Raw genomic sequence first — 15,955 nt, 5'->3', positions numbered from 1 at the left:
TCCATGGGCCGGCGCTGGCGCTTGTAGCTGCCGCCGCCAGCCCATGAAACCCGGGCCTTACGGCTGAATTAGGAGCTGGCGGGAAACCGACTGCTTGCCCCGCGTGGCCCGCAGGTAGTAGGTGCCGGCCGGCAAATCGGCCACGGGCAGCGTCAGCTGCTGGCCGCGGGTACGGCCCTCGCGGACGGACCGGCCAAACCGGTCGTAGAGCGCAATGGCATACTCGGTGTCGGCGGCCCGGGCAGCGGCTGCCTTGGCTGCGGGCTGCTTGCCGGCAGTGGACTCGGTCAAGGCTGGCTGGGCGGGCTCCTCCAAGCGTACCAGCAGGTTTTCGCGGGCCGGGTTGGGCGAGACGGTCAGTCGTGGCTCGTCACTGATGTAGCAGTCGTATCGGAAATCGGCGGTATAGAAGGTGCCGCCCTGCACGGGGCCCACAACGCCACAGGCATTTGTCGCCACGACACTCAGGTTGAAGCTGCTGTTAGGGTTACGGATATATACTGCCACTCTGTCGCCGGTTGAGCCAAAGCGGAAGATGCCGCCGCTACCTGAAATCGACCACTGGTAGCCCGCCTGTACTTTGCCGGTTACCGCGAAGAAGACCAAACCAGTAAAGCAGAGGTCCTTGTCATCGTAATTAACGCTCAAGGGCTCGGGCAACCCGTACTGCACCACGAAACTACTCAGCTCGCTTTCGGTGCAGCCCAGGGCCGGGTTCTGGGCCCGCACGCTAACAGAGCCGTTGCCGCTGCCTGGCGGGGGCGTAATAACCGTGCTGTTGGTGGTGGTGGTAAAGTTCAGGCCCCAGGAGGTGGTCCAGCGGTACTGGGCCGCGCCGGGCGTGGCGCTGAATGTAGTGGGGCCGCACAGCTGATAAAACTGTCCGGCGGGCACGGCGGCCGGGGCCGTAAAGGCGGGTTGCGCCACCTGGCTGCTGACGGTGAGAGTAGCGGCAACGGCCGCTGTGGTGCCATTGATGCCACTGCAACTGTAGGAGGCCGAGACGGGTACGGTGACGGTACCGGGCAGGCCACTGGGAATGACCACCACGCTGGAGCCAGTGCGTGGGGCGGGTGTCTGGTAGGTCCAGCCATTGGGCAGCGTGGCGGGCCAGTTGTAGCTGATACTGGCGCCGCCACTCTGGCTCAGGATGGCCGAGAGCGTAAGCGGGCGCTGGTCGCCGCAGGTCAGGGAAGTGCGCGAGCCCGTAACGGTGGTGATGGTGGGCGGTGTGCGGCGGATGCGCACGTATTGAGGGTTGCTGGTTTGCGTAGCCGGTGCGTTGAGGCCAGGGCCCTCGCACTCGCGGCTCCAGAGCTTGACAGCTACCAACTCATCAAACTGCCCGGCCGGCACTTGGATGGTGATAGTGCGGCCACTGAGCCAGTTGTTGGGTCCAAAAACGGTAGCGGGCTGCCCGCCCACCACGGTGAAGGAAGGCGGCACACCCCACAGGTAGCTGGTGACAGGAAAGTTTGTGTCGCTATTGAAGTAGTGCTCGGGCAGCGTGAGCGTGAGCGTTTGCGCCCCGCCGCACAGGGGCAGTTCGATGACGTCGGTGTTGTTGATGCGGTCGGTGATGTTGCGCCCGAATACGGATTTGATGGTGACCTGCGGAATATTACCGGGAGCAACATTCTCGTAGTCTATAATTTCGCCCTTCGTGTTCCTTACTGGCTTCCTCAAGCCCGGAGTAACCCTTCCGTCTTCTCCCCTACCCCACGTTACCACATATTCGGCCCGGCCATCGACAATAGCAGGGGTAAAGAATGAGCCGCCAGTGGCGGAAGCATTTTGAATTACATATCCATCTGGGATGCCTGTCAGTACGTACGTAACTGTTTGATTGGGACAGACGCTGGGTGCATAGCTTAGAAATGTCGGCCCTTGTGCTAGCAAAGGGCTAATGTTCAGTAGAAACAACAAGAGAATAGCTGTCAAAAGCCGCCATGCAGAGGGTAAGAAAGTTTTCATGAAAGAAGAAAAGGAAGTGAGAAATAAAAAAAACTACATTGCACTACTAGCTAAATTATTTAAAGCAATAGTGCAGCGTAACTTGACCGATAGCTCGGAGGAAAGTGCTTATAGAACTATTTTTGATAATCGTATGAGCTGAGCTAACTTCCCCAGTTGAAATACGAGTTAAAGAATTTTTTGCATCAACTTTTAGATTTGAGTATTGAGATATTATATTAGTTTCAGCACTAATATATAGATGGTTGTGTAATTGATATCGGACTCCTACTAATGGTCGAATAAAAATATGATAGGTAGCAAAAATGACGTTATCCTGATAAAGAAATGATTCGCTGAAGGTGTCAATTTGACCATCTCGTATATCTTCTGTTTGATTCCGAAACCGGTCATAGCCCCCGCCCGCGTCCAGGCCCGCGTAGGCGACCCAGCGGCGCGTTAACGGGCATTGCCATTCGCGGCCCACGTAAAGCTGCAAGTCCAAAATATTACGCCGGGTGGCCGGATTTGTAGCAAAGGGGTTGCTCTTTTGTCGCGCATAGTTTTGATTAAGCACCAGCCCCAGGCGTAGCGCCTGGTTTGGCTTGGTCTGGCGCTTGTACAGCAAGCCTACGGGCAGGGAGCGGTTGTTTTTGAAAAAGCCGTCGAGCACGGGGCTGGCCGTCAGGCCCAACTGGTGCTTGTAGGTGGCCGCCGAGTCGGGCGGGGCCGTTTGGGCCGTGGCGGCCAGCGGCAGGGCGGCGGCGGCCAGCAGCAGCGGCCAGCGGCGCAGGCTGCGGGGGAGAGGGGGGGCTTTCATAGCAGAAAGGGGGGAAAGGGGGAAGGGAAATAAAACCGGGCCGCCGGCGGGGCAGCACGGGCAAGGTTGGCGCAGGCAGCCGCGGCCCGGCCGAAGCAGCGGGGCGGCGAAAGAGCGGTGCGGGTTTGGGTTGTAGGAGCGCCGCCCGGCGCGGGAAAGGATAGGGTGCGGGCGGCGATAGGTAGCGCGGGAAGGAGGCCCGATAATCAGGCGGACGCTATATTACCAGGGTTCCCGGTAAAATGCAAGACCGAGGCGTGAAATCCCCGGCCACTACTCAACCCCCTACTGAAACCGCGTGACGCCGGGCTGGCCGAAGCTGAAGTCGGAGAAGTCGTAGTAGGAGCGCGAGTTTTCGAAGATGCGCAGGCCGTTGGGCGCGTTGAGGCCCCGGGGGTAGAAGCCCAGCGTGAGCTGAATGGTACGGATGGCGGTGTACTCGTTGCGGAAGCGCAGGCCCAGGCCGATGCCGGTGTAGGGTTTCTCGAAGAAGGGCAGCAGCCGGTCGGGCTTGGTGGCATTGAGGAAGGCCACGTCGGCAAAGCCCACCACGGCCATCCGGAAGCCCAGGAACGAGACGGGCGTGTACATGGTGGCCTCGTAGTTGAGCGTAACGCGGCTGGTGCCCGTGAGCGGGCCGGTGGGCCGAAAGCCGCGCAGGCCCCGCTCGCCATCAATGGTGAGGTATTCGTTGGCGAAGCGGTGCAGCCCCAGCGCCGAGCGTTGCCAGAAAAAGTGCCGCCACTGAAAGTTGCCGGTGTGGTAGAGGCGGGTAAAGTACAGCAGTTCGCCGCTCAGCAAACCCTGCTGCCAGTCGTTGTCGCGGCCCCGCACAAAGCCGCCAAACTCGCCGCTCAGGTACAAATAGCCCCGCTGCGGCCGGTACGTAGCCGACGACAGCCGCAGGCCGTAGTAGCGGCGGTTGCCGGCTGGGTTGAACTCGTAGCCGGCCGTAAAGCTCACCAGCGAGCCGGTCGGAATATCCTCGGTGCGGCCAAAGCCGAACAGGTACTTATCCTTGTAGTAGCGCCGCACGCTGTAGCCCACCGTGCCCAGCACCAGGTTGGCGCTCTGCAGAAAATCGAAGGGCTTCTCGTGGTAGGAGGTGCGGATGGTGCGGGCGGCCACGATGATGCGGCCGGGGCTTTCGTAGCCCAGATCGAAGCTGCGGGGCTGGAAAGCGCGGCCCACCCAGGCATCCTGGGTGTTGTAGCGCAGCGGCTGGTACTCATAGGGCTTCTCGGCCGAGCCGTCGCCGCCGGTGGGGTAGAGCTGGTCGAAAAAGCTGTAGCTGACGGCCCCGGCGTAGCGGGTGTTGATGGAGTAGAAGTCGCGCGAGACGCCGATGCTGCCCTCGCGGCGGCGGGTTTCGTCGCGGTAAGTGGCCCCGGCATACACAAAGTTGCGGAACGGCACCCGGTAGCTGCCCTGGTAGGCCCAGCGCTGGGCGCGGGGGCCTTCGTCGCTTAAGCCATAGGCGTAGCGGTTTCTGAACTGGTGGCCTAGGCCCAGGAAATTGGCATCGCGCAGCCCGGCCACGCCCGAGCCCACGTCGCGCAGCTGAAACGAGCCGTTCAGGCTGAACAGGTCTTTGGTAATTACCACCACATCCACGCTGTCGGTGGTAGCCGTGCGCTCGTCCACGAACACGCGGGCATCCACAATTTCGTCGGTCTGGCGCAGCAGGCGCTCCGATTCGGCCAGGGCCTGGGGCTCCAGCTCGCGGCCCTCGCGAAACAGCAACACCTGCCGCACCCGCGACTTGCGGGTTTTCGTGTGCAAAGCGTTGCCGGTTTTCTCCAGGATATTGCGCGGTACCCGCAGCGAGTCGGTGATGTTGTAGCCGAACGCATCGAGGGAGGTGATGCGGATACGGCGCACAATTTTGTAGTTGTGCCGCTCGAACTGCCGGTCGAGCAACGCCGCGTCGAGGCCGGCCTGGTCTTCGCGCCGCTCCCGGAACGAAAACACGGCCGCCGCCGCCCGCCCCAGAATGGTTTTGCGCCGGGTGTAGGCCTTAAGTCCGTTGAGCATGCGCTCCTGGTCGAAGCGGCGGCGCAGCGAGTCGGGGCGGATATCGGTAGTCGAACGAACCGAATCGGGCAGCAACGGCGGGTTCGTCTGGGCGGCAGCCGGCGCGAGGCCGGCCCCCAGCCAGAAAAGCAAAACCAGCAGTTGCAACAGGTACTTCATTGTCCGGGCACACCAAAGGAGCAAGGTACGACGCCGGCCGGGGTTTGGGGCACTCCGAGGCCGAAGCCAGGAAACAGCAGAACCAGGTAGGGGCGGGGCTTAGCTGCGCCCCTGCAGCGGTGAAGCGGCGCGAACGTGCCCTTGCGAACAACCTATAAAACAACCCTGCTTTACGGCTGAAATTCGGAACGATTCCAACGTAATTAGTCTTATAAAGCTTGCGTGTATGCGCGATAAAAACTATTTTTAAGCCATAAATCGGCCTTATGAACGAAGAGCGCATTCAGGAGAAGCTAAGCATATTGGCAGACGCGGCCAAGTACGACGTGTCGTGCAGCAGCAGCGGCGGCAAGCGCAAAAACGTGGACAAAGGCCTGGGCAACGCCGAGGGCATGGGCATCTGCCACAGCTACACCGAAGACGGCCGCTGCGTGAGCTTGCTCAAGATTCTGCTCACCAACCACTGCATTTTCGACTGCGCCTACTGCGTGTCGAGGAAAAGCAACGATGTGAAGCGGGCCGCCTTTACCGTGGACGAAGTGGTGGATCTGACCATGAACTTCTACCGTCGTAACTACATCGAGGGCCTGTTTCTGAGCAGCGGCATCTTCTCCTCGCCCGATTACACGATGGAGCGGCTGGTGCGCATCGTCAAGAAGCTGCGCACCGAGCACAAATTCAACGGCTACATCCACGTAAAGGCTATTCCGGGTGCTTCGGAGGAACTGATTCAGGAGGCCGGGCTGTACGCCGACCGGCTGAGCGTGAACATCGAGCTGCCCTCGGAAATGGCGCTCCAGAACCTGGCGCCCGAGAAAAACTATGAGGAGATTCTCACCCCGATGGCCCAGATCCGGGACGGCATCATCCGCACCAAGGAAGAGAAGGCGCTCTTCAAAAAGGTGCCCCAGTTCGCCACTGCTGGCCAAAGCACCCAGCTTATCGTGGGCGCCTCAGCCGAAAACGACCTGCAAATCATCAACCTCAGCGACTCGCTTTATAAGGGTTACGGCCTGAAACGGGTATACTACTCGGGCTACATTCCCATCACCGACGACGCCCGCCTGCCCCAGGTTACGCAGCCGCCACTCATCCGCGAGCACCGCCTCTACCAATCCGACTGGCTCATGCGCTTCTACGGCTTCCAGGCCGATGAAATCCTGGACCCGGCGCATCCCTTCCTCGACCTTGAAGTGGACCCCAAGCTGGCCTGGGCCCTGCGCAACCGCCACGTGTTCCCGGTCGATGTGAATACGGCCGACTACGAGATGATTCTGCGGATTCCGGGTGTGGGCGCCCGTTCGGCCAAGCGTATTGTGGCGGCCCGCCGCTTCACGCCGCTGGGCCTCGACCACCTGCACAAGTTCGGCGTGGTGCTCAAGCGGGCCAAGTTCTTTCTCACCTGCCGCGGCCAGGCCCTGGAGCGCCGCGACTACGACGAGCAGACCATCCGCCGCCAGATTCTGTTCGGGGCCGGCTCCGTGCGCTCCGCCCTCGTCACCCAGCAACTCGATTTATTTGCCCAAGCCTCTTGATTTAGAGCTTAGTAATTAGTGCGTGGTGCTTAGCTAGTTCGAAGCTGCCGGCATACTGTGTACTACCATCTAAGCACTACGCACCAACTACTAAGCTCTAACGATGACTGTTTCGCACCGCACCGCCGCCGCTGAAGATTTTGCCGTTGCCTCTTCGCCGACTTCCACCCCGCTGAAAGTAGCCCGGGTGGCCTGCTGCTGTAAGCTCGCCGATTTGCTGCCGGTGGTGCTGCGCATGCATCAGGAGGCGGCCCGCAACAACGGCAAGTTCCGGCAGCCCCGGCGGGCCGCATAGGCAGCGCCTGGCCCCAGGTGCCCAGGGCTGAAGCCCTGGGCTACGCAGCGAAACTGCCACCGCGGGTTTTCTCCTTATACTTTACCGCTGACTAGCCCAGGGCTTCAGCCCTGGGTTCCCGGGGCGCGTGGTCGACCGTTTCTGCCCATGTCCCGATCCCTTGTTCCGCGCCGTTCGACCTCCGAAGCAGTAGCCACCGCCACTACCCGTCGCCGCGCCGCCCCCGAGCTCACGCAACTGCCCCTCGACTATGCCTACGACGGCTCATTCGAGGGGCTGCTGTCGGTGGTTTTCCAAGTGTACGACCGCAAGGCGGCGCCCAACAGCATTCAGCCGCTGGGCGCGGTGCAGGGCGGCCTGTTTGCCCAACCGGTAGAAGTGGACACCGACGAAACGGCTGCCGCCCGCGTCTGGGACGGGCTGCTGAAATATATGGACAAAGAGGCCCGTACGCGGCTGTTTCATGTGTTTCTGAGCGAGGATGCCAACCGGGAGCTGCTGGTGTTCCGCTACGCCGACGCTGCCATGCGCGCCGGCCGCGACATTGCTGAGAACTACACCGACGACAACGTGCGCCGGGTGCAGCGCCTGGCCCAGCAGATGTACCGCGAAAAGCACCGCATGGAGGCCTTCGTGCGCTTCGAGAAGACGAGCGACGGGCTGTTCCACGCCACCGTTGAGCCCGATTTCGACGTGTTGCCGCTCATCGCCCCCCACTTCACCACCCGCTACGCCGACCAGCGCTGGCTGATTTTCGACCGCCGCCGCTCCTACGGCCTCTACTACGACCTGCACCGCACCGACATCGTGCAGTTCGACGCCGACACCGCGCCCCAGCGCCGCGCCGCTGTATCGGCCACCGTGCTCGACGAGCGGGAGCCGCTGTTTCAGGTGCTCTGGCAGGCGTATTTCGACCATGTGAACATCCCGGAGCGCAAGAACATGAAGCTGCACCGCCGCCACATGCCCCTGCGCTACTGGAAGTACCTGAGCGAAAAGCAGCCCCGCGCCCGGCCCTTCCAGCCCATCAACAACAAGCGCCCCGTGCAGCCCGGCGGCCCGGCGTTGGGCGCGGGCGGCGAGCCGCAAGGATAGGAGGGAAGCGGGAAAGCCGTAATTTGCGGCCACTCCCTTTAGCTCTTATGAACAAAACCCTCGTTTTCGGCGGCTCCGGCCAATTGGGCCAGTGCCTGCAGTACGTTGCCCAGGAGCGCAGCTTCATCGATATCGTGTTCCTGCCCGAAGAGCAGGCGAACATCCTGAACCAGGAGACGCTGCGGGCCACCTTTGAGCAGCACCGCCCGGCCTACATCATCAACTGCGCCGCCTACACGGCCGTCGATAAGGCCGAGGACGAGGTGGACCTGGTCCGGAAGGTGAACCGCGACGGGGCCGAAAACCTGGCCCGCCTCTGCGGCGAGTTCGGGACCACGATGCTTCACATTTCCACCGATTTCGTGTTTGCCGGCACCGGCAACGAGCCGCTGCTGGAAACCGATGAAACCGCGCCCATCAGCGTGTACGGCCTCACCAAGCTCGAAGGCGAGCAGGTGATTCCGACTCACACCGCGCAGTATTTCATCCTGCGCACCAGTTGGCTCTACTCCGAATACGCCGGCAACTTCGTGAAAACGATGCTGCGCTTCGGCCAGGAGCGCGAGGAAATGCGCGTCATCTGGGACCAGCTGGGCACGCCCACCTACGCCGTTGATTTGGCCGGCGCGCTGCTGCACATTATTGAGTCGGGCAGCACCGCCTACGGCTTGTACCACTACAGCAACGAGGGCGTCACGTCGTGGTACGATTTCGCGGTGGCCATTTTCGAGCTGGGCGGCCTGCCCACCCGCACCGTGCCCATCCGCACCGCCGAGTATCCTACCAAAGCTACCCGCCCCGCCTTCTCGGTGATGGACAAGACCAAAGCCAAAACCGCGCTGGGCCTAGCCATTCCGCATTGGCGCGCGAGCCTGGTGGAGTGCATGGGGCGGTTGGGGGAAGATTCTATTTAATCGGCCTATCTATCTGAATGAGTTTTTTTGCAGCTTTCTGCTGCCCGTCTGTAATTGGATAATAGAATCTCCTCGTATCAGGTAATAGTTGCCCACTCCTCCCGGACGTGGTAAGGAAAGCGCTTCAACGCCAGCGCTATCTTGTCTGAGTACTCGGATGAATTGCCGATAGAAAGGCTCTTGGGCGAAGATGGAATCAGGTTGAGGTTGCTTCCGTAATTCGTTTTTAAACAGGATAGCATTAGTATAAGCAGCCTCATATTCTATATTCCGTTGCCCTCGGTTCTCTCTCTCCTCGAAATAAGATTTAAACCACCGAGTACGATTGCCCAATTGAAAGCCAAGGAATAGACCCACTAATACGGAAATTACTACAAGTCCTAACCCTATCAGAATACGCATACTTATTCATTCTATTCGATGTTCTTCATTATAAATGTATTGTAATAACGACGAATGAAATTGCCAGTGAAATACCTCTCATATTTCACTCAGTTTACTACAGTTTCATTGCCGGCCGGCCGCCCATAAAACCGGTTGGCCACGTACGCCAGCGCTACCAGCCCCAAGCCCACGGCGCACACGCCGGGCCACTGGTAATGATGCCAGGCCAGGCCGCCGAGCAGCGAGCCAGACGCGGCCCCGATGAAGCAGGCCGTCATGTACACGGTGTTGAGGCGGCTGCGGGCCTCGGGGCGCAGGCTGAATACGCGGGTCTGGTTGGCGATGTGCGCCATCTGCTGGCCCACGTCCAGAATGACCACGCCCGCAATCAGGCCCGCTAGGTGGTAGCCGCCGAAGCCCAACAGCAGGTAGCCGCCCAGGAACAGCGCCAGCCCAATCCGCAGCGCAAAGCCCGGCCCCCGCTGGTCGGCCGACTTGCCGGCGTAGGAGGCCGCGAAGGCCCCGGTGGCCCCGATGAGGCCGAACAGCCCGGCCACGTCGGCGCCGTAGCCGTAGGCCTCGCTTTCCAGAAAGAACACCAGCGTGGTCCAGAAAGCGCTGAAGCCGCCGAACAGGCAGGCGCCCACCAGCGCCGAGCGGCGCAACACCGGCAGCTCGCGGGCCAGCGTGCCCAGCGAGCGAAGCAGACTGCCGTAGCTGCCCGCGTAGTAAGGCTGGTTGCGGGGCAGCATCCGGCCCAGCACCACTACCAGCAGCAGCATCAGGCCGGTGCCCACCGCAAACATGGTGCGCCAGCCAAAGTGCAGCCCCACGTAGCCGCTGATGGTGCGCGAGAGCAGAATGCCAATCAGCAGCCCGCTCATCACCTTGCCCACCACCCGGCCCCGCTGCTCATCCGAAGCCAGCGAGGCAGCCATGGGCACCAGCAGCTGCGGCACGGCCGAAAAGAAGCCCAGCAGCAGCGAGGCCCCCACCAGTACCCCGAACGTGGGCGCGTAGGCCGCCACTGCCAGGCAGCCGGCCGCCAGCACAATCAGGCCCATAATCAGGCGCTTCCGCTCCCACTTGTCGCCCAGCGGCACCAGCAGCAACAGGCCCAGCGTGTAGCCCACCTGCGTAACGGTGGCCACCCAGCTCACGCGATTTTCGGCCAGCCCGAAGGTGCGCCCGATTTCGGCCAGCAGCGGCTGATTGTAGTAGAGGTTGGCCACCACGAAGCCGCAGGTAATGGCCATCAGCCAGACCTGGGAGGGTGCCAGCGGGGCAGTAGCCGGGGCAGTGGAAGTTGGCCGGATAGGGGCCGGGGCAGTCAGAGATTCACTCATGTAACAAAATAAGCCACCCCGGGCGGGGCAGACCGGCAAAGGTACGGCGTACCCAACCTATTCGCGACGCAAAAGGTTGCCACCGGTTTATGCCCCTATTTCCGGTCCGTTACCCGGTCGCCCGCTGGCGCTTATACAGGCCCGGCGTAATGCCCTCCGACTGCTTAAACAGCTTCTGGAAGTAAGCCGTGTTGTTGAACCCAGCCCGGAAGCAGACATCGGCCACGGTAGCGGCGGGCAGGCACAGCAGGCGCTTGGCTTCGGCGAGGCGCTCCTGAATCACGAATTCGACCGGCGTCAGGCCCAGCTCGCGCTTGAAGACCCGGAAGAAGGTAGCCTTGCTCATGCAGGCCAGCCCGGCCAGCTTTTCCACCGTGATGGGCTCGGTGAGGTGCTGCTTGACGTACTGCACCACGGCCGCGAACCGGTGGGAGGTGGCGTGCTGGCGGTAGTTGTGGAACAGCAGCTGCCGGGCCTGGGTCTGCATCAGGCGCACGAGCATCTCCTGAATAGTGAAATTGGCCAGCACGTCCTTGATGCGGCCGGTGCTGCGCGAAAGCTGCACGAGGCGCTCCAGGGTGCTGGTCAGCTCGGGCGGGTTGTGGAAGTGGGCGTGCTCGGGCGTGCGCGTGTCAAGCTGCCAGGGCTGGTGGGCCTCGGCCCGCGGATACTCCTCATTGAGCAGGTCTACCGTCTGGCGAATGGTGTCGGTGGGAATGGCCACGGCCAGGCACTGGGTGGGCGTGGCGGCGTCGGCTTCCGGGAAGTCGATGTGCATGGTTTCGTTTTCACCCACCACCACCGACTCACCGGGCAAATACTCGAAGGCGGCGCGGCCGGCCAGGTGCATCACCTTTTTGCCCCGCAGCATGGTCGTGAGCACCACCTGGCCCAGGCTCAGGGGCACCTGCAAAGCCTGCTGGTGGGTCTCAAACACGCTCAGCTCAAACGCATCCAGCGAGTACACGGTGCGGTTTTCTACCAGCGTACCGAGCTGGTGGGGGGCGAGCAGTGCAATGGGGGCGGGCAGGTGGGCCATAAGGCAAAAGCGGAAAGCGGGATGGAGCAGTGAGCACCCGGCCAGAGCCGGACATCAGGGAACAATGGTGTAACCCGAACAGTTATTTAGGTGAGTAAGTACTCACAAATTGCGATAATATGCGGGGTTTGTGAGAGGATATTATACCAAATTAGGGATAAATGCTCCGTAATTTGACTCATCATCAAATCTTTAACCCCACCTATTCATGGAAACCCTCGAAAAGCCCTCTACCCTCGTCGACCGCCCCAAATTCAAAGACCATTACGACAACTTTATCGGGGGCAAATGGGTGGCGCCGGTGAAAGGGCAGTACTTCGACAACATCTCGCCCATTGATGGCAAGGTGTTTACCAAAGTGGCCCGCAGCACCAAGGAAGACATCAACCTGGCCCTCGACGCGGCCCACGAGGCGTTCCTGACCTGGGGTAAAACCTCGGCCACCGAGCGCAGCAACATCCTCAACAAGGTCGCCAACATCATCGAGGAAAACCTGCATCACCTGGCCGCCGTCGAGTGCGTGGAAAACGGCAAACCCATCCGCGAAACCACCCTGGCCGACCTGCCGCTGGTGGTAGACCACTTCCGCTACTTCGCCAGCGTCATCCGGGCCGAAGAAGGCTCGGCTACGGAGCTCAACAGCAGCACCCTCTCGCTTATTATTGAGGAGCCCCTGGGCGTGGTGGGCCAGATTATCCCGTGGAACTTCCCGCTGCTGATGGCCACCTGGAAGCTGGCCCCGGCCCTGGCCGCCGGCTGCTGCGTGGTGATGAAGCCCGCCGAGCAAACGCCCTCCAGCATTATGGTGCTCATGGAGTTGCTCCAGGATGTGCTGCCGCCGGGCGTGCTGAACGTGGTTAACGGCTTCGGGCTGGAAGCCGGTAAGCCGCTGGCCTCTTCGCCGCGCATTAACAAGGTATCGTTCACGGGCGAAACCACCACCGGCCGCCTCATCATGCAGTACGCCGCCGAAAACCTGATTCCCGTCACGATGGAGCTGGGCGGCAAGTCGCCGAACGTGTTCTTCAAGAGCGTGATGGACGCCGACGACGACTTCCTCGACAAGGCCATTGAGGGCGCGGTGATGTTTGCGCTCAACCAGGGCGAAATCTGCACCTGTCCCTCGCGGATTCTGGTGCAGGAAGACATCTACGACGAGTTTATGGCCCGGGTAGTCGAGCGTGTGAAGGCCATCAAGCTGGGCAACCCGCTCGATATGGAAACCATGATGGGCGCCCAGGCCAGCAACGACCAGTTCGAGAAAATCCTAAGCTACCTCGAAATCGGCAAGGACGAGGGGGCCGAAGTGCTGTGCGGCGGCGAGGCGTTTACCCAGGAAGACGGGGCGCTGGCCGAGGGCTACTACATCAAGCCCACCGTGTTCCGGGGCCACAACAAAATGCGCATCTTCCAGGAAGAAATCTTCGGCCCGGTGGTGTCGGTCACCACGTTCAAGGACATGGACGAGGCCATCGAACTAGCCAATGACACGCTCTACGGCCTCGGCGCCGGCGTCTGGACCCGCGACGCCCACGAGCTCTACCAGGTGCCCCGCGCCATCCAGGCCGGCCGCGTGTGGGTGAACTGCTACCACGACTACCCGGCCGGTGCGCCGTTCGGTGGCTATAAAAACTCGGGTTTCGGTCGCGAAAACCACAAGATGATGCTCGGCCACTACCGCCAGACCAAGAACATGCTGATTTCTTACAGCCAGCAGAAGCTCGGCTTCTTCTAGGCCATAAAGTAGCCTGAAACTATGGTGAGCCGATGTTCTGCCGTTGGGCGGGGTGTCGGCTCACCATTCTGGTTTGCAGCGCAACCAGTTACGCATGGGGTGCGTCTCTCTGATAGCTGTTAACCAACCCGTTACCGTTATGCGCTTCCTCTTCGCTCCCTTGCTGACCGCCTGCCTGGTAGGCAGCGCGGCCGCCGCTACAGCCCAGCAGTTCCCGGTTCCGGAAGCTAAAAATCCCGACTGGGTATTGCAGAAAATCGAATCCCCCACGGGTATGCCTAGTATGCAAGTCTGGTCGGTACCCGACCGGAATGCCTCTACTGAAGATGCTGTGCGCGGCGGAGTGTACGACGGAGAAACCGGGGCGCTAGTGAGCTTTTACGACCCCCGCACCGCAATTGCCTACGACCTGCGACACGGTATTCTGCATGACCGGACCACCAACAAATACTACCGCTTCCACCGCCGCGGCGCGCAACCCCAGCCGCAACCCAGCATTAAATTCCTCTGATACCGCCCGGTCCCGGCCGGCCTGTTCCCCTCCTATGCCCGAAACTGCCCTAACTCCCCGCGTCCTCGTTACGCCTGCCGCCGAAGCCACCATCGACCTGCTCCGCGATGAAAACGGCCCCCTGATGTTCCATCAAAGTGGCGGCTGCTGCGACGGCTCCTCGCCTATGTGCTTTACCAAGGGCGAATTCCGGGTGGGAGCCAACGACGTGTGGCTGGGCCAGATTTACGGCTGCGACTTCTTCATGAGCGCCTCCCAGTTCGAGTACTGGCAGCACACCCAGCTCACGGTAGATGTGGTGAAGGGCCGCGGAGCCAGCTTCTCGCTGGAAATCCCACTCGGCGTCCGGTTCCTGATTCGCTCCCGGATTTTTACTGAGGAAGAATCCAGGCAGATGGCCCCGGTCTACGACGGGGAGGAATACCTGACCCGCCCGGAGCTGGCGCAGTAGTGTAGTAGTACGTCTGCCGAAACGCAAAACGCCCCGTCAGCAGTAGCTGGCGGGGCGTTTTGGTGCTGTGAAAATCGGGATTTATTTCACCTTTACCGGCAGGCCTTCGAGCTGCACGTAGCTGAGCTTCCAGGCGTTTTTGGCGTTCTTTTTCCAGACCAGGATGAAGTTGCCTTCGCCCTCGCCGCGGGGCTGGTCGGCCATTTCGGGTAGTACGTCGGTCGAGAAGGTGCCGGCCTCGTAGGCGATGGCCGGGCCGCTGCCCGAGTTGGTGCCGTAGAGCTTCAGGTCGGCAATAGTGCCCATGGTGGCGCGCACCCATTTGTCGGATACCTCCGCTTTGCCGCTGAAGCGCGTGGCGCCCTGGGCGTACTGCACATCGTCGGCCAGCAGCGAATCGAGCTGCACGGTGTTTTTAGCGTTCCAGGCCCCGATGAACTGTTGGTTGAGGCTTTGCACATTCACGGCGTCGGCGGTGGCATCCGTTTTGGTTTGGGAGCAGCCGGCAAGCAGGGCACCTCCGAGCAGGAGGCCAAAAATGCGTTTCATGGGAACAGGATTAGGTAGAAAAATCAGAAGTGAAGCAGGCAAGGGCCCTAAGGCACGAAAAGCCCAGGTCCGCAGACCTGGGCTTTGAAACTACGCAAACGGGCCGGACTACCAGCTCTTGCGACGAACTTCGGAGGTGGGGTAAGCGGCTTCGCGCTTGCCGTAGGCCTCGTTGGGCAGGTAGCCCGAGCTCATGGCGTAAGCGGCGGGGGCAGCGTTAGGAGCGGCGAAGCTGCTCATCATGGCCGGGGCAGCAGCGGGGGCAGCGGCCATGGTAGCGGCGTTGGCACGGGCGGCCGAAGCCTTACCCTGGGCAATGCCCGAGCGGTAAGAAGCCTGGCGGTTAGCCTCGGCCCGGCGGGCGGCGGCCACGCGGGCGGCTTCGGCGCGGCGCTTATTGTCGGCGGTGCGGCCGATGCTGTAACCGAGGCCGGCGCCGGCAGCGCCGCCTACGGCCCCGCCCACCACGCGGTTTTTCTTGTTGATGATGGCTCCGGCGGCGGCACCACCCAGGCCACCGAGCACGGCACCTTTGGCGCTGGAACTAACCTTACGGTCTTGGGCGAAGCCGTGGAAGGCGGTGGTGAGGAACAGGACAAATGCGAGAAGCAGACTAACCTTTTTCATGGCGGATGATTCTAAAGTGAAAGGGCGGTGATGCCCCGGGTTGACAGAGCGGTTTACAAGCACCATGCCAATACGCAACTTCCGCCGCCGGGGTTAAGCGCGGCCGTACTGGTTTGGTGCTGCCGCCAAGCTACCCAAAAGCGTGCCTGACAGTCAAATGTAAGGCCTTTTCCGTATCTCAGCCCATGAAGACTGCTTTTCTTTTTCAGGTCGCAGAAAGCCGGGTACTGACGGGCCTGGGAGTGCTGCTACTGCCCGCCGCGCCAGCCCACACCCTGGCCTCCCTAGCCCTGCACACAAGCCTGCCGGTCCGACTCATTCAGCCCGACAAACAGGAAATTTCCGCTACGGCCAGCGTCGAGGAAATCACCCGCACCGGGGAGCCCGCCATGCGCGTGCTGCTGCTGACGCAGGAAGGCGCTACGGCCGTGCCCGTTGGAACGGCGGTGTGGGCGGTAGGGTAGCTGCGTCGCCCTCACGTTGCGCCTCACCCCCTAGCCCCCTCTTC

At 61.4% G+C, this 15,955-nt stretch carries 15 protein-coding genes; 8 read left to right on the top strand and 7 right to left on the bottom strand.

What is annotated here, in order from left to right:
• Window positions 1–57: 57 nt before the first annotated feature.
• The 3 genes from BLW21_RS05165 to BLW21_RS05155 all read right to left on the bottom strand — a co-directional run bounded on the left by BLW21_RS05165 (window position 58) and on the right by BLW21_RS05155 (window position 4,966).
• Window positions 58–1,686: a T9SS type A sorting domain-containing protein gene (locus tag BLW21_RS05165; RefSeq protein ID WP_092738397.1), complete on the bottom strand. Its 1,629-nt coding sequence runs from the start codon at window positions 1,684–1,686 to the stop codon at window positions 58–60.
• 343 nt (window positions 1,687–2,029) lie between these two features.
• A complete protein-coding gene (locus BLW21_RS05160) occupies window positions 2,030–2,773 on the bottom strand; it encodes a hypothetical protein (protein ID WP_092738396.1) in 744 nt (247 codons plus the stop codon).
• Window positions 2,774–3,058: 285 nt separating this feature from the next.
• Window positions 3,059–4,966, bottom strand: coding sequence for a BamA/TamA family outer membrane protein (locus BLW21_RS05155; RefSeq protein ID WP_092738395.1), 1,908 nt, complete (start codon window positions 4,964–4,966; stop codon window positions 3,059–3,061).
• 266 nt (window positions 4,967–5,232) lie between these two features.
• Here BLW21_RS05155 and BLW21_RS05150 point away from each other — a divergent pair, with 266 nt between their 5' ends.
• The 4 genes from BLW21_RS05150 (at window position 5,233) to rfbD (ending at window position 8,805) form a co-directional block, all read left to right on the top strand.
• A complete protein-coding gene (locus BLW21_RS05150; protein ID WP_092738394.1) occupies window positions 5,233–6,501 on the top strand; it encodes a putative DNA modification/repair radical SAM protein in 1,269 nt (422 codons plus the stop codon).
• Between the two features lie 103 nt (window positions 6,502–6,604).
• Window positions 6,605–6,796, top strand: coding sequence for a hypothetical protein (locus BLW21_RS05145; RefSeq protein ID WP_092738393.1), 192 nt, complete (start codon window positions 6,605–6,607; stop codon window positions 6,794–6,796).
• A 147-nt stretch (window positions 6,797–6,943) separates the two neighbouring features.
• Window positions 6,944–7,891, top strand: a complete 948-nt coding sequence (locus tag BLW21_RS05140) for a TIGR03915 family putative DNA repair protein (protein WP_092738392.1) — start codon at window positions 6,944–6,946, stop codon at window positions 7,889–7,891.
• Window positions 7,892–7,938: 47 nt separating this feature from the next.
• Entirely contained in the window at window positions 7,939–8,805 is an 867-nt protein-coding gene (rfbD, locus tag BLW21_RS05135; protein ID WP_092738391.1) for a dTDP-4-dehydrorhamnose reductase, read from the top strand.
• Between the two features lie 491 nt (window positions 8,806–9,296).
• Here rfbD and BLW21_RS05130 read toward each other — a convergent pair whose 3' ends face one another.
• Together BLW21_RS05130 and BLW21_RS05125 are read right to left on the bottom strand one after the other, a co-directional pair.
• Complete coding sequence (locus BLW21_RS05130; RefSeq protein WP_245711816.1) at window positions 9,297–10,535, bottom strand: MFS transporter; 1,239 nt, start codon at window positions 10,533–10,535, stop codon at window positions 9,297–9,299.
• Between the two features lie 109 nt (window positions 10,536–10,644).
• Window positions 10,645–11,574, bottom strand: a complete 930-nt coding sequence (locus tag BLW21_RS05125; protein WP_092738390.1) for an AraC family transcriptional regulator — start codon at window positions 11,572–11,574, stop codon at window positions 10,645–10,647.
• A gap of 208 nt (window positions 11,575–11,782) precedes the next feature.
• On the opposite strand from BLW21_RS05125, the gene BLW21_RS05120 reads away from it, so the two are divergent.
• The 3 genes from BLW21_RS05120 to BLW21_RS05110 all read left to right on the top strand — a co-directional run bounded on the left by BLW21_RS05120 (window position 11,783) and on the right by BLW21_RS05110 (window position 14,271).
• Window positions 11,783–13,309 (top strand): aldehyde dehydrogenase family protein, encoded by a 1,527-nt coding sequence (locus BLW21_RS05120; RefSeq protein ID WP_092738389.1) that lies wholly within the window; start codon window positions 11,783–11,785, stop codon window positions 13,307–13,309.
• Window positions 13,310–13,448: 139 nt separating this feature from the next.
• Window positions 13,449–13,820: a hypothetical protein gene (locus tag BLW21_RS05115; protein WP_092738388.1), complete on the top strand. Its 372-nt coding sequence runs from the start codon at window positions 13,449–13,451 to the stop codon at window positions 13,818–13,820.
• A gap of 34 nt (window positions 13,821–13,854) precedes the next feature.
• On the top strand, window positions 13,855–14,271 hold the full coding sequence (locus BLW21_RS05110; protein ID WP_092738387.1) for a DUF779 domain-containing protein: 417 nt from the start codon (window positions 13,855–13,857) through the stop codon (window positions 14,269–14,271).
• Between the two features lie 81 nt (window positions 14,272–14,352).
• On the opposite strand, the gene BLW21_RS05105 is transcribed toward BLW21_RS05110, so the two are convergent.
• Entirely contained in the window at window positions 14,353–14,820 is a 468-nt protein-coding gene (locus tag BLW21_RS05105) for a YybH family protein (protein WP_092738386.1), read from the bottom strand.
• 108 nt (window positions 14,821–14,928) lie between these two features.
• Window positions 14,929–15,447: a glycine zipper domain-containing protein gene (locus BLW21_RS05100; RefSeq protein WP_092738385.1), complete on the bottom strand. Its 519-nt coding sequence runs from the start codon at window positions 15,445–15,447 to the stop codon at window positions 14,929–14,931.
• Between the two features lie 185 nt (window positions 15,448–15,632).
• On the opposite strand from BLW21_RS05100, the gene BLW21_RS05095 reads away from it, so the two are divergent.
• Window positions 15,633–15,911 (top strand): hypothetical protein, encoded by a 279-nt coding sequence (locus BLW21_RS05095; RefSeq protein ID WP_092738384.1) that lies wholly within the window; start codon window positions 15,633–15,635, stop codon window positions 15,909–15,911.
• Window positions 15,912–15,955 lie beyond the last annotated feature (44 nt).

Origin of the sequence: Hymenobacter psychrophilus, from assembly GCF_900107135.1 — a bacterium.
Taxonomy (GTDB): Bacteria; Bacteroidota; Bacteroidia; order Cytophagales; family Hymenobacteraceae; genus Hymenobacter; species Hymenobacter psychrophilus.
Note: the sequence above shows the minus strand (reverse complement) of the source record. Positions and strands in the feature narration are given on the sequence as shown.